Raw genomic sequence first — 17,458 nt, 5'->3', positions numbered from 1 at the left:
ATCAGTCCTCGCTGAGCAACAGCGCCGGTAGCTTCTCGGCGAGCTTGTCGGTTTTCAGCGGCCCCCGCACGAAGCCCCGTTGGCGGCCGTCCGGACCGATCAGCGCCAGGTTGCCGCTGTGGTCGACGGTGTAGTTCGGCTTGCTGGTGTCTGCCGGTATGAAGGGAATGCTCACCGCCGAGGAGAGCGTCTGGATGTCCGCCAGCTCGCCGGTACGGCCCTCGAAACCGGCCTTGAAGTAGCCCAGGTAGCGCTTGAGTTGCTCGGGAGTATCGCGCGCAGGATCGACGCTCACCAGCACCACGCGCAGCTTGCTCAGCGCCTCGGGAGGCAGCTTGCTCTGCAGGTCGCGCAGCTCCGCCAGGGTGGTCGGGCAGATGTCCGGGCAGAAGGTGTAGCCGAAGAACAGCAGCGTCCACTTGCCGGTCAGGTCCGTCAGTGGAGCCTGTTCGCCATTCTCGTCGAGCAGCGTCAGCGCCGGCAGCGCACGACTCTGCGGCAGCAGGATGACACCGGCCTCGATCAGGCCGGCAGCATCCACGCCACGCTGCGATTCCAGCACCTTGTGGACGGTGAGGCCGATGACCAGAGCGACGAAAGCGGCGAGAACGAGAACGGTGGCATGGATACGGGTCATGGGCTCGGCAACAGGTAGTGGTCCACCAGCAGTGCGATGAACAGCAGGAACAGGTAGCCGATACTGTACTTGAAGGTCCCCATCGCCGCACCGGCTTTGCTGTCGCGCAACAGCACCCACGCCCAGTACAGGAAACGCGCACCCAGCAGGCTCGCGCACACCAGGTAGAACGGCCCGCTCATGTGGATGGCGAAGGGCAGCAGGCTCACCGCGAACAGCATCACCGTGTAGAAGAGGATGTGCAGCTTGGTGTAGCGCTCGCCATGGGTGACCGGCAGCATCGGGATGTCCGCCCGCGCGTATTCGGCCTTGCGGTGGATGGCCAGGGCCCAGAAGTGCGGCGGCGTCCAGGCGAAGATGATCAGCACCAGCAGCAGGGGTTCGGCGGACACCTGTCCGCGCACCGCCACCCAGCCGAGCAGGGGCGGCGCGGCGCCGGCCAGTCCGCCGATGACGATGTTCTGCGGCGTCGCGCGCTTGAGAAAGCCGGTGTAGATCACCGCATAGCCAAGCAGCGAGGCGAGCGTCAACCAGGCCGCAAGGGCGTTGGTGAAGATCAGCAACAGCGCCTGCCCTGCGAGCGCCAGCAACAGGGCGAAGAGCAGCGCCGCGCTGGGCGACACCCGCCCCTGGGCCAGCGGCCGGCGCCGGGTGCGCGCCATCAGCGCATCGATGCGACGGTCCACGACATGGTTCACCGCCGCCGCCGATCCGGCACACAGGGCGATGCCCAGGTTGCCGAACAGCAGCACCGTCCAGGGCACCCCGGCACGGGTCGCGAGGAACATCCCCACCAGCGAGGTGATCAGCATCAGCGCCACCACCCGCGGCTTGGTCAGCTCTACATAGTCGCGCCAGCCGGCCCGGGTACTTTCGACCAATGGGTTCATCAGCGTACTCCCAGCACGGGGCTCCAGAAGGGCCGTGCAGACGGGCGCCTGACCTGCAGCAGCGGCAGGTGGCGCAGGCGGAAATTCACCCCGACCAGGGTCAGCAGCAGTGCCGCGGCGCCGGCGTTGTGCGCCACCGCCAGGGGTAGCGGCAAGTGCAGCAGAACGTTGCCGACCCCCAGCGCCAGTTGCAGCGCCAGCAGCACGCCGAGCAATCCGGCGAGACGCTGCAGGCCCATGCGCCACAGCTGCCAGGCCAGCGACAGCAACGCCACGCTCAGCAGCACCGCGCCGAGGCGATGGGTGACATGGATGGCGGTACGCGCCTCACTGTCGAGTTGTCCGCCCAGGTAGTTAGGCCCGATGTGCTGGGTCAGGTGAAAGCCGTTGGCGAAGTCCATCGACGGCCACCACTGGCCATGGCACGTGGGCAGGTCGATGCAGGCCATCGCCGCGTAGTTGGCGCTGACCCAGCCACCCAGCGCCGCCTGGCCAAACACCAGCCCCAGCACCACGCCGGCGAGCAGGCGCAGGCGTCGCGGACTCCAGCAGCGCGCCTGATAGCGTCCCGACAACCGCAGACTGAGCAACGCCAGCAGGGCCAAGGTGGAGAAACCGCCGAGCAGGTGCGCGGTGACCACCTGTGGCCACAGCTGCAGGGTGACCGTCCAGGCGCCGAAGGCGCCCTGGGCGATCACCAGCAGCAACAGGGCCAACGGCAGGCGGCGCGGCTGGGCCGCGTCGCGGCGCACCAGACTGCGCAGCGCCAGGAGCAGGATCAGCAGACCGAGCAGGCTGGCGAAATAGCGATGGATCATCTCGACCCAGCCCTTGCCGGCCTGCACCGGGGCGTGGGGAAACAGCGCCTCGGCGCGCGCCAGCTGCGCCTCGCTCTGTGGTACGTGGATGAAGCCGTAGCAACCCGGCCAGTCGGGGCAACCCAGGCCCGAGTGGCTGAGTCGGGTATAGGCCCCCAGCAGCACCACGAACAGCGCGAGAAAAGTGGCGAACAGCGCCAATCGATAGCAAGGACGAGCCATGGACGTCTCCTTGTTGTTCTTATCGGTGCGCACCTTCAGCCGATGCGTGACAGCTTCAGCAGCCGTCGCAGGTCCTCCAGCACGCCCTTGCCCTGCGCCGGGTCCGCATAGCGCAGTACCAGGTTGCCGTGGGGGTCGACCAACCACAGTTGCGCGCCCGAAGGCCAGCCATTGCGCCGGTAGCGCTCGGCATCCAGCGCGCTGTACTGCAGTTGTGGATAAGCCTCGCGCAGTTGTGTCTGCAGCTCAGCCGGCAGGCTGCCGGGAAGCGCCAGCGCGTGACCTGCGCGATCCGCCTCGCGGCCCAGGCCGATGTTGATCTGCCGCGCCAGGTAGAGCAGTTGTCGGCAATCCTCGGCGCAGCCCTGGGGCGCGCTGACCAGCAGTTGCCAGTGGCCGCTGGCTGTCGAGGTCACGCCCAGGCTCGCCAGATCGCGGCCGTCGCCAATCAGCTCGCCATGCCAGGCGCGCCCCTCGGGCACCCAGAAGCTATAGCGGTACATGCCGCTGGCCAGCAGGATCGGCCCCAGCACCACGGCGAGAATGGCCAGCAGTTGCAGACGGCCACGCCAGCGCAGCGGGCGGCGTGCCGCCAAGGGAAGAGCGTTCATCGGCGTAGCTCCCGTGCGTTGTGCAGTCCCAGGTAGACGAACATCGCTGCCAGCGCGACGGCCATGGCGAACCACTGCGCGGCATAGCCGTAGTGCCGCTCCGGGCCACTCGTCACCACCGCCCAGTCGACCGCGAAAGCCGCCGGCCCCGGCTCCAGGCGCAGCTCCAGCGCACTGCCGGTGCGCCCGAGCGCTTGCCACAGCGCCGCCGGCTCCAGGCGATTGACCAGACGCGGCCAACCCTCGGCCTTCGGAGATGCGAACTCGAAGGGTGCGGCCGGCCCCTGGTGAACCCAGGCGGTCAGCGTCAGCGATTCGCTCGGGGTGTCGAAATGCACCGCCGCCCGACGGTCCGGCCACACCAGCCAGCCGCGATTGAGCCATACCCAGCGGCCGCTGAGTTCGTCGTGAAAGGGCTGCAATACCTCGACGCCGACCTGTCCCGCATGACTGCGGCTGTCCAGCAGCACGCTGTGCGCGTCGTCCAGGTAGCCGCGCAAGCGCACCCGCCGGTAGGCCGTCGCCTCCAGCGCCTCCACTTCGTCGAGCGCCTGGGGCGGCGCGACGCGGCGACTCGCCTGGGCGGCGAGCAATTCGCTCTTCTGTGCCGCACGGTCGAGTTGCCAGAAGCCCAGGCCCATGAACGACGGCAGCAGCACCGCAACCGCCAGGCTGGGCAGCCAGCCGGGGCGGAAGCGGGACCGGTACAGGACCTGGCTATACTGCATTTCACCCTCCGTGAGCGGGAGAAAGACGATGCTCAAGACGGCGATCCTCCTCTGCCTGCTGGCAATGCTCGGCGCGCTGTTCAGTGGCCTGGCACTGCTGGTGCGAGACCAGGACCAGGGGCGCCGCCTGGTGCATGCCCTGTGGTGGCGCGTAGGCCTCGCCGGCCTCACCCTGGCGCTGGTCGCCTGGGGCCTGTACAGCGGGCAACTGGTCAGCCATGCCCGATGGTGATCCGCTTCAGAGCACGTAGACGAAGACGAAAAGGCCGATCCAGACCACGTCGACGAAGTGCCAGTACCAACTCGCCGCCTCGAAACCGAAATGCTGCTGCGCGTCGAAATGCCCGCGCAGGATGCGTAGCAACATCACCGTGAGGATCAGCGCCCCCATGGTCACGTGGGCACCATGAAAGCCGGTGAGCATGAAGAAGGTGGCGCCGTAGATGCCCGAGCCGAGAGTCAGCCCCAGCTCGTGATAGGCATGCACGTATTCGGCGGCCTGCAGCGCCAGGAAGCTCGCGCCGAGCAGCAGGGTCAGCCCCAGGAAGATCTTGAGCCGCTTGCGGTCACCGCGCTTGAGCGCATGGTGGGCAAAGGTCAGGGTGAAGCTTGAGGTGACCAACAGCACGGTATTGAGCAGCGGCAACGTCCACGGATCGATGGTCCCGCTGGGCGCCGGGAAACGCTTCGGATCGGGGTTGTCCAGCAGCGGCCAGTGATAGACGAAGTCGGGCCAGAGCATGTGACTGACGCCCTTGTCGCCCTCCCCTGCGAGCCACGGACCGGCCCAGTAGCGCACGTAGAAAAGCACGCCGAAGAAGGCGACGAAGAACATCACCTCGGAAAACACGAACCAGCCCATGCCCCAGCGGAACGAACGATCCATCTGCGCACTGTAGAGTCCGGCACGACTCTCCCGCACCACTGCGCCGAACCAGCCGAAGAGCATGTAGGCGATGCCGAGCGCGCCGACGAAGAAGATCCATGGCCCGTTGGAGCTGCCGCGCCCGGCGGAGAGGTCGTTGAACCAACTGCCCAGGCCAAACACCGTGGTCAGCAGCGCCAGGGTGGCAATGATCGGCCACTTGCTCTGGGCCGGGACGTAGTAGTTCGGATGCGAATCCATGGCGCTCTCCTCATTGCCCGGCGTGCGCCACGCGGGCGCTGACGTCGAACAGGGTGTAGCCGAGGGTCAGGTGGGTGACGCTCGCCGGCAGGTCGCGGTCGACGATGAAGCGCACCGGCATCTCCACCCGCTCACCGGGCGCCAGGTGCTGTTGGCTGAAACAGAAGCACTCGGTCTTGTGGAAATAGGCCGCCGCCTCGGCCGGCGCCACGCTGGGAATCGCCTGCGCGGTCATCGCCTGGTCGCCTGGGTTGTAGGCAAGGAACAACGCATCGTGGGTCTCGCCGGGGTGCACCCGCAACGCGCCGCTCAACGGGCGGAACTCCCAGCCCATGCCCTCGGCGTTGTTGGTCAGGAAGCTCACCTGCACGCTGCGCGAGGCATCCACCGTCTGCGTCCCCTGGTAGGCATCGCCGGCGGTCTTGCCATTGATGCCCAACGCCCGGCACATGACGTCGTAGAGCGGTACCAGAGCAAAGCCGAAGGCGAACATCAGCACCACCAGCAACAGCAGACGCGCTACCAGCCGGCGCAGCGGCAAGGGGCCGTTCATGGCTTGAGCTCCTCGCCGGGGCCTGTGCGATGGGCATGCACGTCATGCATGTCCGGCGGCACCTGGAAGGTGTGGTAGGGCGCTGGCGACGGCACGCTCCACTCCAGCCCCTCGGCGCCGTCCCAGGGCTTGGCCGGCGCCGGCTTGCCGCCACGAATGCACTTGATGACGATGAACAGGAACAGCAACTGGGTGCTGCCGAAGGTGAACGCGCCGATCGAGGAGATCATGTTGAAGTCGGCGAACTGCAGGTTGTAGTCGGGAATACGCCGGGGCATGCCGGCCAGGCCGAGAAAGTGCATCGGGAAGAACGCCAGGTTCATGCCGACGAAGCTCATCCAGAAATGCAGGCGCGCCAGGGTCTCGTCGTACATGTGCCCGGTCCACTTGGGCAGCCAGTAGTAGGCCGAGGCGAAGATGCCGAAGATCGCGCCCGGCACCAGCACGTAGTGGAAGTGCGCCACCACGAAGTAGGTGTCGTGGTACTGGAAGTCCGCCGGAGCGATGGACAGCATCAGCCCGGAGAAGCCGCCGATGGTGAACAGGATGACGAACGCCACGGCGAACAGCATCGGCGCCTCGAAGGTCATCGACCCCTGCCACATGGTGCTCACCCAGTTGAACACTTTCACCCCGGTCGGCACCGCGATGAGCATGGTCGCGTACATGAAGAACAGCTCGCCGGTCACCGGGATGCCAACGGTGAACATGTGGTGCGCCCAGACGATGAACGAGAGGAAGGCGATGGCCGCGGTGGCGTAGACCATCGAGGTGTAGCCGAACAGCGGCTTGCGCGAGAACGCCGGGATGATCGAGCTGACCGCGCCGAACGCCGGCAGGATCATGATGTACACCTCGGGGTGGCCGAAGAACCAGAACACGTGCTGGAACAGCACCGGGTCGCCGCCGCCGGCCGCGCTGAAGAAGCTGGTGCCGAAGTGGATGTCCATCAGCATCATGGTCACCACGCCGGCCAGCACCGGCATCACCGCGATCAGCAGGAAGGCGGTGATCAGCCAGGTCCAGACGAACAGCGGCATCTTCATCAGGGTCATGCCCGGCGCGCGCAGATTGAGGATGGTGGCGATCACGTTGATCGCGCCCATGATCGAGCTGATGCCCATGAGGTGGATGGCGAAGATGAAGAAGGTCACCGACTCCGGCGCATAGGTGGTCGACAGCGGCGCGTAGAAGGTCCAGCCGAAGTTCGGCCCGCCGCCCTCCATGAACAGCGTCGACACCAACAGGCCGAAGGCCGCCGGCAGCAGCCAGAAGCTGAAGTTGTTCATCCGTGGCAGGGCCATGTCCGGCGCGCCGATCATCAGCGGGATCATCCAGTTGGCCAGGCCGACGAAGGCCGGCATCACCGCGCCGAAGACCATGATCAGGCCATGCATGGTGGTCATCTGGTTGAAGAACTCCGGCTGCACGATCTGCAGCCCGGGCTGGAACAGCTCGGCGCGAATCACCATCGCCATCGAGCCGCCGAGCAGGAAGGCGCAGAAGCTGAACCACAGGTACATCGAGCCGATGTCCTTGTGGTTGGTGGTCAGCAGCCAGCGCGACAGCCCGCGTGCCGGACCGTGGGCGTGTTCCGCGTGGCCGTGGTCGATCACTGCACTCATGTTCGCGTCCTCACTGGCTGGCTGCGGCGGCCTGCTTGGCGGCCAGGATGTCCTGGGGCGTGACCATGTCGCCGACGGCGTTGCCCCAGGCATTGCGCTCGTAGGTGATGATCGCGGCGATGTCGACTTCCGAAAGTTGCGGACCGAAGGCGGCCATGGCCGTCCCCGGCTTGCCGTGCAGGACGATGTCGATGTGCGCCGCCGCCGGCCCGGTGGCGATGGGTGAGCCCTTGAGCGCCGGGAACATCGGCGGCAGCCCGGTACCGGTCGGCTGGTGGCAAGCAGCGCAGTTGGTCAGGTAGGCCTTCTCGCCCCGCGCCACCAGCTCTTCGCGGGTCCAGGTCTTGCTGGTCAGCTCGCGCAGCTTGGCCGCCTCCGCCTTCTTCTCGTCGAGCCAGTCGGCGAAGTCCTCGGGGCTGCGCGCATCCACCACCACTGGCATGAAGCCATGGTCCTTGCCGCACAGCTCGGTGCACTGGCCGCGGTAGATGCCCGGCTGCTCGATGCGCGTCCAGGCCTCATTGACGAAACCAGGGATGGCGTCCTTCTTCACCGCCAGCTCGGGCACCCACCAGGAATGGATCACGTCGCTGGAGGTGACCAGCAGGCGCACCTTGCTGCCCACCGGCAGCACCAGCGGCTCATCCACTTCCAGCAGGTAGTGCTCGCCCTTGTCGTCGCGGTTGCCGATCTGCTCGCGCGGGGTGGCGAGGTTGCTGAAGAATTCGACCTCCTGCCCCAGATAGCGGTAGTGCCACTTCCACTGGTAGCCGGTGACCTGCACGTCCAGGTCCGGTTCGGAGGCATCGTAGATGTGCAGCAGGGTGCGGGTAGCGGGGACCGCCATGGCGATCAGAATCAGCAGCGGAATCACCGTCCAGAGAATCTCGACGCGGGTGTTCTCGTGGAATTTCGCCGGCTCTTGGCCGAGCGAACGGCGGTGCATGAGCATCGACCAGAACATCGCCACGAAGACGATCACGCCGATGACCACGCAGATCCAGAAGATGATCATGTGCAGGTCGAACACCGAGCGGCTGACCTCGGTCACGCCGCGGCGCATGTTCATGTCCCAGGCCGCATGCAGCTCGGACGCGGGCATGAACGCCAACAAACCCATCCACAGGCGTGGCTGTCGCATAGCGCGGTTCCCCTTGTTCTTGTTATTCCGCCGCGAGGGCGTTCAAGGGCGTGGCGTCGATACTGCTCGGCTCGACGTCGTGGACGGCCGCCAGGCGACCGTTCGTTCCTCAACGCAGGCTTTCGATCGGAGTATAGACAGGGTCAAGGATGTGGCAACGTGACGCGCCAACGGAATCACGCCTGTTCGTTCTTGCGCAATCCACGCAGGTTCAGCAGGGCCAGGCCGACCTGCAGAACGATCAGCGCCCAGGCGCTGGCGGACAGCCCCCAGATCACCCACAGCAGGTTGCTCAACAGAAACACGCAGAAGCCGACCAGGCGTCGCCGCGGCTGCAACGAGCCGATCAGCCAGGCGGCACCGAGTGTCGCCAGCATGGCCGGCCATTGCAGTAGATCGATCCAGTCCATTCGCCCCCCGATGGCATAGGTACTGGCATTTGGGTGCGAGAAAGCCGTCCGGGGTTCCCCCGCCTCGATCAGCCGGCGAGCAACTGACGACGCAGTTCGAGCAGCACCGGCGCGCTGTCCGGGCGCACGCCGCGCCACAGTCTGAAGGCCTCCGCGGCCTGTTCGACGAGCATGCCCAGCCCATCCATCGCCTCGACGCCATGGCGCTCGGCCCAGCGGCAGAAGGCGGTCGGCTCGCGACCGTACATCATGTCGTAGCACAGCGTGCGACCCGGCTCGAGCAGCCCGGGCGCGAGCGCCGGCAGGGCGCCGGAAAGACTCGCCGAGGTACCGTTGACGACCAGGTCGAAAGCGTCCTCGTCGGCCGTAGCGGCATCGATGGCGCACAGCGGGCCGAGGTCGGCGAACGCCTCGGCCAGGGCCAGCGCCTTGTCCGCACTGCGGTTGGCGATGGCCAGCAGTGCCGGTTCGGCGCCCAGCAGCGGCTCCAGCACGCCACGTACGGCGCCGCCTGCGCCCAGCAGCAGCACGCGCTTACCCTGCAGCGCCAAGCCGGCGTTGGCCGTGAGGTCGCGCAGCAGACCGGCACCATCGGTGTTGTCGCCGCGCAGATGTCCGTCCGCCAGGCGCGAGAGGGTATTCACCGCCCCGGCGCGGCGTGCGCGTTCACTCAACTCATCGGCCAGACGCCAGGCCTCTTCCTTGAACGGCACGGTGACGTTCGCCCCCAGCCCGTCACGGAAGAACTCGCGCAACGTCTCGGCGAATCCGTCCAGCGGCGCCAGCAGCGCCTGGTAGTCGAGGGCCTGGCCGGTCTGCTCGGCGAACAGGCGATGGATCAGCGGCGACTTGCTGTGGCCGATGGGATTGCCGAAGACGGCGTAGCGGTCCATGGGAACGTCCTGGAAATCGTGGCCGGGGCTCAGGCGCCCGCCAGCCAGTCACGGTCGGTGAGGAATTCTTCGGTCAGGCGCGCCTCGGCGCTGCCGGGCTGCGGCTGCCAGTCGTAACCCCAGCGCACCTGCGGCGGCAGCGACATGAGGATCGACTCGGTACGCCCGCCCGACTGCAGGCCGAACAGCGTGCCACGGTCGTAGACCAGGTTGAACTCCACGTAGCGGCCCCGGCGGAAGGCCTGGAACTCGCGCTCGCGTTCGCCATAGGGCAGCGCCTTGCGCCGCTGCACGATGGGCAGGTAGGCCTGCAGGTAAGCGTCGCCAATCGCACGGATGAAGGCGAAGCAAGTGTCGAAATCCCACTCGTTCAGATCATCGAAGAACAGCCCGCCGATGCCGCGCGGCTCGTTGCGGTGCTTGAGGTGGAAATAGCGGTCGCACCAGGCCTTGAACTTCGGATAGACCTCCGCGCCGAACGGCGCACAGGCCGCGCGGGCGACCTGGTGCCAGTGCACACAGTCCTCCTCGAAGGCGTAGTAGGGCGTCAGGTCGAAGCCGCCGCCGAACCACCAGACCGGCGCTTCACCGTCCTTTTCCGCGCAGAAGTAGCGCACGTTGGCATGCGAGGTGGGCACATAAGGGTTGTGCGGGTGAATCACCAGCGACACGCCCATGGCCTCGAAGCCGCGCCCGGCCAGCTCGGGCCGATGCGCGCTGGCCGAAGGCGGCAGGCCGGCGCCATGTACATGGGAGAAGTTCACCCCGCCCTTCTCGATCAGACCGCCGTCCGCGAGCACCCGCGTCCGCCCACCGCCACCTTCCGGCCGCTGCCAGGCGTCTTCGGCGAAATGGCGGCCGTCCTCGACCTCCAGGCCGGCGCAGATGCGGTCCTGCAGGTCGAGCAGAAATGCCTTCACGGCTGCGGAGCGATCGCTCATCGGAATGCCTTCTAGTGACTGGCGAAAGGGGGCAATAGCATACCGGCAGTTGACGCAGGCTCGCCACGGCGCTTGGATGAGAGCCCTCATTCAGCAGGAGAGTCCCATGCCCCAGCGTATCCAGTTCAGCCGCCATGGCGGTCCCGAGGTCCTCGAGCGGGTCGACGTCCAGGCCGTCGAGCCGGGCCCGCGCGAAGTCCGCGTACGCAACCATGCGATTGGCCTGAACTTCATCGACACCTACTTCCGCAGCGGGCTCTACGCGCCGCCGGCACTGCCCTCCGGCCTGGGAACCGAAGGCGCAGGGGTGATCGATGCGGTGGGCAGCGAAGTCAGCCACCTGAAAGTCGGCGAACGCGTGGCCTACGCCACCGGACCGCTGGGTGCCTATGCCGAACTGCACGTGCTACCGGCGGAAAAGCTGGTCAAGCTGCCCGACTCGATCAGCTTCGAACAGGCCGCGGCAGCCATGCTCAAGGGCCTCACCACGCAATACCTGCTGCGCCAGACGCATCGCCTGCAAGCCGGCGAAACCGTGCTGTTCCATGCCGCCGCCGGCGGTGTTGGCTCCTTCGCCTGCCAGTGGGCGAACGCCCTCGGCGCGCGCCTGATCGGCGTCGTCGGCTCGCCGGAAAAGGCCGAACGCGCGCGCGCCCTGGGCGCCTGGCAGGTGATCGACTACAGCCACGAAGACATCCGCGCGCGGGTGCTGGAGCTCACCGACGGCAAGAAATGCCCGGTGGTCTACGACTCGGTCGGCAAGGACACCTGGGAGGTCTCGCTGGACTGCGTGGCCCCGCGCGGCCTGCTGGTCAGCTTCGGCAACGCCTCCGGTGCGGTCACTGGCGTCAACCTCGCCAGCCTGGCGCAGAAAGGCTCGCTGTACGTCACCCGCCCGGTGCTGGCTGGCTACGCGGACACCGCCGAGCGCCTGCAGATGATGGCCGACGAACTCTTCGAGGTGATCGCCAGCGGCCAGGTGAAGGTCGAGATCGGCCAGCGCTACGCCCTTGCCGACGCCGCCCGCGCACAGACCGACCTGGCCGAGCGGCGTACCACCGGCTCGACGATTCTGCTGCCCTAAAGGCTGCTGTCGGTATACGTCCGAACCGCCCGGTGTTCCCCGGCGATTTTGATCGTGCCCATGCTCCCGCGTGGGCATGCCTCCCGAGACGCTCCGCGTCTCCAGTGCACCAGGCCTTCGGTGCCAAAAGACGGTTGTCGGCATTCCTCCGAGACTCCCGGTTTCGCCCTCCTGGGCGAGCTACTTTTGATCGCAAAAGTAGCCAAAACTCCTGCCCCGGCGATCCGGCCCCGCCCGCTGTCGCGGACGGGGTGCGTTCACTCCATCGCCGCTCCGGGGGTCGCCGCCAAGGGGCGTCCTGCCCCTTCGCGGCTTTCGCGGCCGTCCTGGCCGCTCACCCCCCTACACGACGATTCCGTTCACCCGGACCAACGGGGCGCTTCGGCGCCGTCTGCAAGTCCGCGCAAGAAAAGCCAGAGCCAGAGCGATCACTGACGGTGCGGCTTGCACCCGGGGCCCCTTCAGGAGGCCGAGTGCAGGTGTTGCGTAGGGGAGTGAGCCGCCAGGACGGCGGCGAGAGGCCTGTGCGGTCCAGGGAGGGACCGTACGGGCCGGCCCCCGGAGCAACGCCGGAGCGAGGGAACCCCAGCCGCGCAGCGGTTGGGGCCGGATGCTGGGGTCGCCTTCTCTTTGGTTACTTTTCTCTTGGCGAGACAAGAGAAAGTGACTCGCCGTGCAAGGCGAAACCTGTAGTCCCACCCGAGGAAAGCGCCACGCTCCCACGCCCAGGCAGAAAACCACAAGCCACAGAGACCACAGGCTGCGGCTCAGGATTAGAGCCGGTGCAGCGGGCCTTCAGGGCCAAAAGACCAGCGCAACACTAACACCTCAATCCGCACGCCTAATCTGGCTCCGCCTCCAAGCGCGCCAGCGCCTCAGCGGTCTGCTCCAGCTGAGACTCGTTGAACACCTGCACGCCCAGGCGCCGCAACGCCGCGGCGGTGACGCCCTCGCCCGCTACGCGGGTGCCGCTGAAGGTGCCGTCGTAGTTTTCCAGGTTGCCGCAGGAGGGGCTGCGCGCCTTGAGTACGGCCAGGCGCAGGCCCAGCTCGCGCACCAGCGCCTCGGCGCGGCGTGCACCGGCGACGAACTGCGCGGAGACGTCCACACCATCGATGTCGAGCACCGGCAGCACGCCATCGAGCACCGCCGCGCCTTGGCCGCCAGGGATTTCCGCGGGCGGTCGCGGGGTCGGCAGCCCACCGGCCACCTCCGGACAGAGCGCCACCACACGACCTTCCGCCTGCCAGCGGGCAAGCCGATCGAAGGGCCCGTGGGCACCGCCGTCGTAACGCACCGGATGGCCGAGCAGGCAACGGCTGACGAGGATCTTCTGCATGGGGCTCGCAACGGCAAGGACTGCCGTGATCTTACACGCCCTCAGGCGGCGTTCAGCGGGTTTTCCGCGCGCCGGCGGAACCAGCCGGTCAGTGACAGTCGATCGCGGTGCGCCGGCAATACCTCGTGGGGAAATTCGCCGGACAGGAAGCAGGCCAAGGTGCCGCCCAGCGGGCTCAGTTCACGCACCTCGCCGCCGCGTAGCCACAAGCGCAGCTCGCCGCCATCGGCGTCGCTCCAGTCCGCCTCGTTGAGATAGAGCACCACGGTGACGGTACGGCAATCATCGTCACGGAAACGATCCAGGTGACGCTGGTAGAAGGCGCCCGGCGGGTAGAAGGCGAAGTGGCATTCGAGGTCTTCGAGACCGAGGAACAGGTGCCGGTTGAGCTGCTGGCGCACGCGGTCCATGAGCGCCAGGTAGCGGTCGCAGGCCTCGGACTGGCCGGGTTCGATCCACAGGATCTGGTCGCCACGGATGCCCTCGACGATCTGCTGACCGGCCGCGCGGCCAATGGCCGCCGGATTCATTTCACCAGCAGCCGCCTGCGCGCGGCACTCCCGCGCCAATTGCGCGGTCAGAGTCTGCGGCAGGAAATCGCGGCGCAAGGACCAGCCGTGTTCGGCCAAGTCGTCGATCAGCACCAGCAGGCTTTCGTCATCGGGTTCGTACATGGCGGCGGAGTCTAGCAGTGCCCAGTCGTTGCACCGTCATCATTAGAAAATTTCGCGTGAGGCCCTAGCAACGCTGCATAACGCCGCAGAGAATAGTCCTCACGTCCCCAAGGAGCCGTCATGCGCGCCATTCTTGCCCTGCTCGTATTCATGTTCGTAAGCCAGCCGCTGCGCGCCGACGAACACGCCGATCTGTATCGCCTGGCCGGCTGGCCGCAACAGCGCGCACATTTCCTCGACGCGCTCTCGGCGGCGCAGCAGCGCTACCGGCAGAGCCTGCCGCCGGCGGTGTATCAGGCCCTGGTGGACAACAGCAACCGGCGCTTCGCCGCGACGGCGATGGACGAGCGCGCCGAGCAGGCGCTGCGCGCACACCTGGCGGACCCGGCGCCGGCGCTGGCCTTCTTCGGCTCGGCGACGGGGCGCAAGGTGGTCGCCGCCGAACTCAACGCGACCCGTGCCGACCAACTGGCACGCAACGCCAATGGCCTGCCACGCATCCAGGCCGAGAGCACCCGCGCGCTGCTGATCCGCCGTCTGGCCCAGGCCGTGCCGTTCAGCCAGGCCGGCGCGGAAGTGAGCCTGGCGCTGGCCGGCATCGCCGCTGACAGCCTCAGCGGTATGCTTCCCGGGCTATTCGCCAACGGCCAGGCCGATGGCCTGATGGAAGGCCAACGCCAGCGCCTGGTGCAACGCATCGACAACGATCTGGACAACACCCTGCTCTACGTCTATCGCGAGCTGTCCGATCCCGAACTCGACGAATACGTGGAATTCGCCCAATCCCCCGCCGGCCAGGCCTACTACCAGGCCGCACTGCCCGCCCTGCGCGCCGGTCTCGGCGCGCAGTAGTCAGAGCCGTTCACGCAGGAAGTCGAAGTAGCGCGCGCGTAGCGCCTCGCGCTCGTTGACCAGGTGATGCTGCCCGCCCGGCAGCATCAGCAACTGCGGTTGCGCGAACTTGTCCTGCAAGACCTTCAGGTTGTGCTGCCAGGCCACCGTCATATCCGCATCGCCCTGGACGATCAACGGACTGGCGGTGCTGCGCGGCGCCGCTTCGATGCGCGGAATCCAGCGTGCCAGCGCGCCGACCCAGGCGGTCGGCAGCACCCGCGGCTGCAGCGGATCGTTGCGCTGGACGAAGTCGATGAAGGCCGGATCACCCGAGTTGACGCTGAAACGCCGGGGAATCTGCCGCACGAAGGGCGACAGCAGGTGGTAGCTGAGCTTGCCGCGGAACCAGTCACGGGGGCGCACCAACGGCGCCAGCAGAATGCTCTGACCAAGTTGCGCCGGCGTCTCGCCGAGCAGCAGGCGTTCGATGAGAATCGCCCCGCCAGTGCTCTGCCCGAGCAGATGCCAGGGCTGTGGCAGGTCCAGTGCCGCCGCCTCGGCGAACAGGCCGTCGAGCACCGCCTGGTACTCGGCAAAGTCGCCGATGCTGGCCGGCGCACCTTCCGACAAGCCATGGCCTGGCAGGTCGCAGGCGACTACCGCGAACTTCATCTGCAGGCCCCAGTCGATCACGTGGCGGTACAGCCCCATGTGGTCGTAGTAGCCATGCAACACGAGCAGGGTCGCTCGCGGTTCGTCAGGTAGCCAGGCGTGCGCGGCGATGCGATAGCCCGCGGCCTGGAAGCTGCCGCTGCGCATCTGCGCGGCCGCCGGATGGCCGGCCAGGTCTAGGCCGTAGTGGCGCCGCCAGACGCCGATGCCCGGCGGTTCGGCAGCACCTGCCGAGAGCGGATGCGGGGAAACGGCGTCGGCAAAGGGGGGTTGCAGGATCATCGATTGACGTGGCGCAGCAAAGGGATACGGGCATGTTCTGCCGACGGGCCGCGCATGGCAAGCTAGCGGTTGTTCCTTTTCCAGCTGTCCGCAACGATGATCGAGCGCTACCGCAACCCTCTCGCCTACGGCCTGGCGGGCCTCGCCTGGCTACTGGTGATGTACGCCGCCTTCACCTGGTTCCATGAGCGCTATCTGCGACCTTTCGCCGATCGCGCGCTGGTCTTCGAGGCCGGCGAACTGCGCCTGCCGACAGCGCTCGGCGGTGCTGGGCCGATCCGCGTGGTGCATTTCTGGGACCCGGCCTGCCCCTGCAACGTCGGCAACCAGCAACACCTGCGGGAACTGGTCGAACGCTTCGCGCCCCAGGGTGTGCGCTTCTATGCGGTACAGCGTCCGGGAAGCCACGCAAAACTGCCGGATGACTTGTCGGCGCTCACCCCACTGGAGTCGCTTCCGGGTAGCGAGCACCTGCCGGCGAGCCCGGCGGTGGGCATCTGGGACGCGCAAGGCAAACTCGCCTACTTCGGCCCCTACAGCGAGGGCGCGACCTGCTCATCGAGCAACAGCTTCATCGAGCCGGTACTGGAGGCGCTGGCCGCCGGGCGCCCGGTACGAGCGGCCAGCGGCCTGGCGGTGGGCTGCTACTGCGACTGGCAGGCAGCCCGTGGCACCACTCAGCCCTGATCGGCAGGCTTGGCGGCCGGCTTGCGGCGACTGCGTGTGGGCTTGGCGGGCGGCGTACTGTCGGCTTGCGCCGCGGCGACCGGCTCGGGGGTCGCGCTGGCTTTTTCCGCCGCGCTACGACGCGATGCGGACTTGGCACTGGCCGCGGGCTTGGCCGCCGCTGCGCGGGGCTTGCTCGGCGACTTGGCAGCAGCGGGCTTGGCGGCCGCCGGTTTGCGCGCTCGCGGGCTGCTTGACGCAGCATTGGCGGGGCTGGAGGCCTTGCTCGCCGGCTTGGCGGTGGCACGCTTGCGGGCCGGTGCAGCGGTTTTCGTCGCGGGCGCGGGCGGTGTATCCAGCGCCTCGCTGGCCGAGTTGCGCACCGCATCGACACCACCGGCAAGCTCCAGACTACGCGCCACGTTGGCGCGCAGGCCGGCGAGATAGTCGAGGGTCTGCGCCTTGCGTACCTGCAGAGTGGCCAGTGTGGCTTCCAGCTCCTCGACGCGCGCGCGCGCCTTGGCCTGCGCCTTGGCCTTGCCGGCACTGGCGGCCTTTTCGAGTTTTTCCTGGGTTTGCTGGAGTTTTTCCTGACCCCTGGCGCGCTGCTTCTCGAGCTTGGCGAGGGTGGCCTCGACATCGCTCAGCGCCTGCTCGCAGGCCTTGTGCAGATGTTCGAGCAAGCTTGCGGAAAGTTGCTGCAACAGATGAAGTGGGGTCGGCACTGGAGACTTCTTGGTGGCCATCACTGGCTCCTCGATGAATGCGAAGAGCCTTGATGTTAGCAGGCTGCTAGCGATACGGCGCGACCTACACCGCCGCAGTTGTAGCCTGGTGTGCCGTATGCAGAACCTCGATCAAACAATCTTCCAGCTCGAAGCGCTCATGTAGCAACTCGCCGAGCTGGATCAGGCGCTGGCCCAGGCTCGGATCGCTGGCGCAGGCACCGTCGTTGCAGCTGTCATTGAAGGCCAGGGCGGACTCGGTGAGCGATTGCAGGCGCGGATATACCTGGTCGGCCAACTCCAGCGCACCTCGGTCGTTGAAAGCCCGGGCTTCACCGAGCAACTGCTCGTAGATTTCGAAATGTCCGGCGCAAACGTAGTCCACCAGGCACTGGCAGAAGTCCTGCAATGCCGTCGAGGTCCGTGCGTGCGGGTCGTGTTGCAGGGTGTCGAAGGCACCGACCAGTGCGTTGCGATCCTGCAGCCAGCGATCGATCAGGCGGTGCACCCCTCCCCAACGTTCCTGGGCGCTCTTGCAGCTCTCCAGCATGATCCTCGTTCCCCTCGTGAATACGTCGATTGCCGCC

21 protein-coding genes are annotated in these 17,458 nt (G+C 67.1%); 4 read left to right on the top strand and 17 right to left on the bottom strand.

What is annotated here, in order from left to right:
- Position 1: 1 nt before the first annotated feature.
- The 5 genes from ACYRGX_RS04455 to ACYRGX_RS04435 are packed head-to-tail and all read right to left on the bottom strand — an operon-like array spanning position 2 to position 3,906.
- Positions 2-637 (bottom strand): SCO family protein, encoded by a 636-nt coding sequence (locus ACYRGX_RS04455; protein ID WP_473055410.1) that lies wholly within the window; start codon positions 635-637, stop codon positions 2-4.
- Positions 634-1,527: a heme o synthase gene (cyoE, locus tag ACYRGX_RS04450; RefSeq protein WP_473055409.1), complete on the bottom strand. Its 894-nt coding sequence runs from the start codon at positions 1,525-1,527 to the stop codon at positions 634-636. Before cyoE ends, ACYRGX_RS04455 begins: the two co-directional genes overlap by 4 nt.
- Entirely contained in the window at positions 1,527-2,567 is a 1,041-nt protein-coding gene (locus ACYRGX_RS04445; protein ID WP_473055408.1) for a COX15/CtaA family protein, read from the bottom strand. Before ACYRGX_RS04445 ends, cyoE begins: the two co-directional genes overlap by 1 nt.
- A 35-nt stretch (positions 2,568-2,602) precedes the next feature.
- The gene (locus ACYRGX_RS04440) at positions 2,603-3,178 is read right to left on the bottom strand and encodes a hypothetical protein (protein WP_473055407.1); all 576 of its coding nucleotides are present in this window, start codon (positions 3,176-3,178) and stop codon (positions 2,603-2,605) included.
- Positions 3,175-3,906 (bottom strand): SURF1 family protein, encoded by a 732-nt coding sequence (locus ACYRGX_RS04435; protein WP_473055406.1) that lies wholly within the window; start codon positions 3,904-3,906, stop codon positions 3,175-3,177. Before ACYRGX_RS04435 ends, ACYRGX_RS04440 begins: the two co-directional genes overlap by 4 nt.
- 28 nt (positions 3,907-3,934) lie before the next feature.
- Between ACYRGX_RS04435 and ACYRGX_RS04430 the strand changes: the two genes are divergently transcribed.
- On the top strand, positions 3,935-4,138 hold the full coding sequence (locus tag ACYRGX_RS04430) for a DUF2909 domain-containing protein (protein ID WP_473055405.1): 204 nt from the start codon (positions 3,935-3,937) through the stop codon (positions 4,136-4,138).
- 6 nt (positions 4,139-4,144) lie between these two features.
- Here ACYRGX_RS04430 and ACYRGX_RS04425 read toward each other — a convergent pair whose 3' ends face one another.
- The 7 genes from ACYRGX_RS04425 to hemF all read right to left on the bottom strand — a co-directional run bounded on the left by ACYRGX_RS04425 (position 4,145) and on the right by hemF (position 10,595).
- Positions 4,145-5,032, bottom strand: a complete 888-nt coding sequence (locus ACYRGX_RS04425; RefSeq protein ID WP_473055404.1) for a cytochrome c oxidase subunit 3 — start codon at positions 5,030-5,032, stop codon at positions 4,145-4,147.
- A 10-nt stretch (positions 5,033-5,042) separates the two neighbouring features.
- The gene (locus tag ACYRGX_RS04420) at positions 5,043-5,585 is read right to left on the bottom strand and encodes a cytochrome c oxidase assembly protein (RefSeq protein WP_473055403.1); all 543 of its coding nucleotides are present in this window, start codon (positions 5,583-5,585) and stop codon (positions 5,043-5,045) included.
- On the bottom strand, positions 5,582-7,210 hold the full coding sequence (gene ctaD / locus ACYRGX_RS04415; protein ID WP_473055402.1) for a cytochrome c oxidase subunit I: 1,629 nt from the start codon (positions 7,208-7,210) through the stop codon (positions 5,582-5,584). The genes ACYRGX_RS04420 and ctaD overlap by 4 nt, the downstream gene beginning before the upstream one ends.
- A gap of 10 nt (positions 7,211-7,220) precedes the next feature.
- A complete protein-coding gene (coxB, locus tag ACYRGX_RS04410) occupies positions 7,221-8,351 on the bottom strand; it encodes a cytochrome c oxidase subunit II (RefSeq protein ID WP_473055401.1) in 1,131 nt (376 codons plus the stop codon).
- Positions 8,352-8,527: 176 nt separating this feature from the next.
- A complete protein-coding gene (locus ACYRGX_RS04405) occupies positions 8,528-8,761 on the bottom strand; it encodes a hypothetical protein (RefSeq protein ID WP_473055400.1) in 234 nt (77 codons plus the stop codon).
- A gap of 68 nt (positions 8,762-8,829) precedes the next feature.
- Entirely contained in the window at positions 8,830-9,654 is an 825-nt protein-coding gene (aroE, locus tag ACYRGX_RS04400; protein ID WP_473055399.1) for a shikimate dehydrogenase, read from the bottom strand.
- Positions 9,655-9,683: 29 nt separating this feature from the next.
- Complete coding sequence (gene hemF / locus ACYRGX_RS04395) at positions 9,684-10,595, bottom strand: oxygen-dependent coproporphyrinogen oxidase (RefSeq protein ID WP_473055398.1); 912 nt, start codon at positions 10,593-10,595, stop codon at positions 9,684-9,686.
- A gap of 106 nt (positions 10,596-10,701) precedes the next feature.
- Between hemF and ACYRGX_RS04390 the strand changes: the two genes are divergently transcribed.
- Positions 10,702-11,679 (top strand): NADPH:quinone reductase, encoded by a 978-nt coding sequence (locus ACYRGX_RS04390; protein ID WP_473055397.1) that lies wholly within the window; start codon positions 10,702-10,704, stop codon positions 11,677-11,679.
- An 841-nt stretch (positions 11,680-12,520) separates the two neighbouring features.
- Here ACYRGX_RS04390 and ACYRGX_RS04385 read toward each other — a convergent pair.
- Both ACYRGX_RS04385 and ACYRGX_RS04380 read right to left on the bottom strand, forming a co-directional pair.
- The gene (locus ACYRGX_RS04385; RefSeq protein WP_473055396.1) at positions 12,521-13,018 is read right to left on the bottom strand and encodes a 2-thiouracil desulfurase family protein; all 498 of its coding nucleotides are present in this window, start codon (positions 13,016-13,018) and stop codon (positions 12,521-12,523) included.
- A gap of 41 nt (positions 13,019-13,059) precedes the next feature.
- The gene (locus ACYRGX_RS04380; RefSeq protein WP_473055395.1) at positions 13,060-13,692 is read right to left on the bottom strand and encodes a 2OG-Fe(II) oxygenase; all 633 of its coding nucleotides are present in this window, start codon (positions 13,690-13,692) and stop codon (positions 13,060-13,062) included.
- Between the two features lie 120 nt (positions 13,693-13,812).
- On the opposite strand from ACYRGX_RS04380, the gene ACYRGX_RS04375 reads away from it, so the two are divergent.
- Positions 13,813-14,544 (top strand): hypothetical protein, encoded by a 732-nt coding sequence (locus ACYRGX_RS04375; protein ID WP_473055394.1) that lies wholly within the window; start codon positions 13,813-13,815, stop codon positions 14,542-14,544.
- Here ACYRGX_RS04375 and bipL read toward each other — a convergent pair whose 3' ends face one another.
- Positions 14,545-15,480: a phospholipase BipL gene (bipL, locus tag ACYRGX_RS04370; RefSeq protein WP_473055393.1), complete on the bottom strand. Its 936-nt coding sequence runs from the start codon at positions 15,478-15,480 to the stop codon at positions 14,545-14,547. It abuts the gene before it with no gap.
- Positions 15,481-15,576: 96 nt separating this feature from the next.
- Here bipL and ACYRGX_RS04365 point away from each other — a divergent pair, with 96 nt between their 5' ends.
- A complete protein-coding gene (locus ACYRGX_RS04365; protein ID WP_473055392.1) occupies positions 15,577-16,167 on the top strand; it encodes a DUF6436 domain-containing protein in 591 nt (196 codons plus the stop codon).
- Here the strand turns inward: ACYRGX_RS04365 and ACYRGX_RS04360 are convergent.
- Positions 16,158-16,892, bottom strand: coding sequence for an AlgP family protein (locus ACYRGX_RS04360; protein ID WP_473055391.1), 735 nt, complete (start codon positions 16,890-16,892; stop codon positions 16,158-16,160). The genes ACYRGX_RS04365 and ACYRGX_RS04360 overlap by 10 nt on opposite strands.
- 64 nt (positions 16,893-16,956) lie before the next feature.
- Positions 16,957-17,421 (bottom strand): sigma D regulator, encoded by a 465-nt coding sequence (gene rsd / locus ACYRGX_RS04355; RefSeq protein WP_473055390.1) that lies wholly within the window; start codon positions 17,419-17,421, stop codon positions 16,957-16,959.
- Between the last annotated feature and the right edge of the window lie 37 nt (positions 17,422-17,458).

It is taken from the genome of Pseudomonas sp. R4-15, assembly GCF_055768815.1.
Note: the sequence above shows the minus strand (reverse complement) of the source record. Positions and strands in the feature narration are given on the sequence as shown.

Excerpts from the sequence above, each read along its gene's own strand:
- ACYRGX_RS04455 (WP_473055410.1), bottom strand. The coding sequence starts at position 637 with ATGACCCGTATCCATGCCACCGTTCTCGTTCTCGCCGCTTTCGTCGCT.
- cyoE (WP_473055409.1), bottom strand. The coding sequence starts at position 1,527 with ATGAACCCATTGGTCGAAAGTACCCGGGCCGGCTGGCGCGACTATGTA.
- ACYRGX_RS04445 (WP_473055408.1), bottom strand. The coding sequence starts at position 2,567 with ATGGCTCGTCCTTGCTATCGATTGGCGCTGTTCGCCACTTTTCTCGCG.
- ACYRGX_RS04440 (WP_473055407.1), bottom strand. The coding sequence starts at position 3,178 with ATGAACGCTCTTCCCTTGGCGGCACGCCGCCCGCTGCGCTGGCGTGGC.
- ACYRGX_RS04435 (WP_473055406.1), bottom strand. The coding sequence starts at position 3,906 with ATGCAGTATAGCCAGGTCCTGTACCGGTCCCGCTTCCGCCCCGGCTGG.
- ACYRGX_RS04430 (WP_473055405.1), top strand. The coding sequence starts at position 3,935 with ATGCTCAAGACGGCGATCCTCCTCTGCCTGCTGGCAATGCTCGGCGCG.
- ACYRGX_RS04425 (WP_473055404.1), bottom strand. The coding sequence starts at position 5,032 with ATGGATTCGCATCCGAACTACTACGTCCCGGCCCAGAGCAAGTGGCCG.
- ACYRGX_RS04420 (WP_473055403.1), bottom strand. The coding sequence starts at position 5,585 with ATGAACGGCCCCTTGCCGCTGCGCCGGCTGGTAGCGCGTCTGCTGTTG.
- ctaD (WP_473055402.1), bottom strand. The coding sequence starts at position 7,210 with ATGAGTGCAGTGATCGACCACGGCCACGCGGAACACGCCCACGGTCCG.
- coxB (WP_473055401.1), bottom strand. The coding sequence starts at position 8,351 with ATGCGACAGCCACGCCTGTGGATGGGTTTGTTGGCGTTCATGCCCGCG.
- ACYRGX_RS04405 (WP_473055400.1), bottom strand. The coding sequence starts at position 8,761 with ATGGACTGGATCGATCTACTGCAATGGCCGGCCATGCTGGCGACACTC.
- aroE (WP_473055399.1), bottom strand. The coding sequence starts at position 9,654 with ATGGACCGCTACGCCGTCTTCGGCAATCCCATCGGCCACAGCAAGTCG.
- hemF (WP_473055398.1), bottom strand. The coding sequence starts at position 10,595 with ATGAGCGATCGCTCCGCAGCCGTGAAGGCATTTCTGCTCGACCTGCAG.
- ACYRGX_RS04390 (WP_473055397.1), top strand. The coding sequence starts at position 10,702 with ATGCCCCAGCGTATCCAGTTCAGCCGCCATGGCGGTCCCGAGGTCCTC.
- ACYRGX_RS04385 (WP_473055396.1), bottom strand. The coding sequence starts at position 13,018 with ATGCAGAAGATCCTCGTCAGCCGTTGCCTGCTCGGCCATCCGGTGCGT.
- ACYRGX_RS04380 (WP_473055395.1), bottom strand. The coding sequence starts at position 13,692 with ATGTACGAACCCGATGACGAAAGCCTGCTGGTGCTGATCGACGACTTG.
- ACYRGX_RS04375 (WP_473055394.1), top strand. The coding sequence starts at position 13,813 with ATGCGCGCCATTCTTGCCCTGCTCGTATTCATGTTCGTAAGCCAGCCG.
- bipL (WP_473055393.1), bottom strand. The coding sequence starts at position 15,480 with ATGATCCTGCAACCCCCCTTTGCCGACGCCGTTTCCCCGCATCCGCTC.
- ACYRGX_RS04365 (WP_473055392.1), top strand. The coding sequence starts at position 15,577 with ATGATCGAGCGCTACCGCAACCCTCTCGCCTACGGCCTGGCGGGCCTC.
- ACYRGX_RS04360 (WP_473055391.1), bottom strand. The coding sequence starts at position 16,892 with ATGGCCACCAAGAAGTCTCCAGTGCCGACCCCACTTCATCTGTTGCAG.
- rsd (WP_473055390.1), bottom strand. The coding sequence starts at position 17,421 with ATGCTGGAGAGCTGCAAGAGCGCCCAGGAACGTTGGGGAGGGGTGCAC.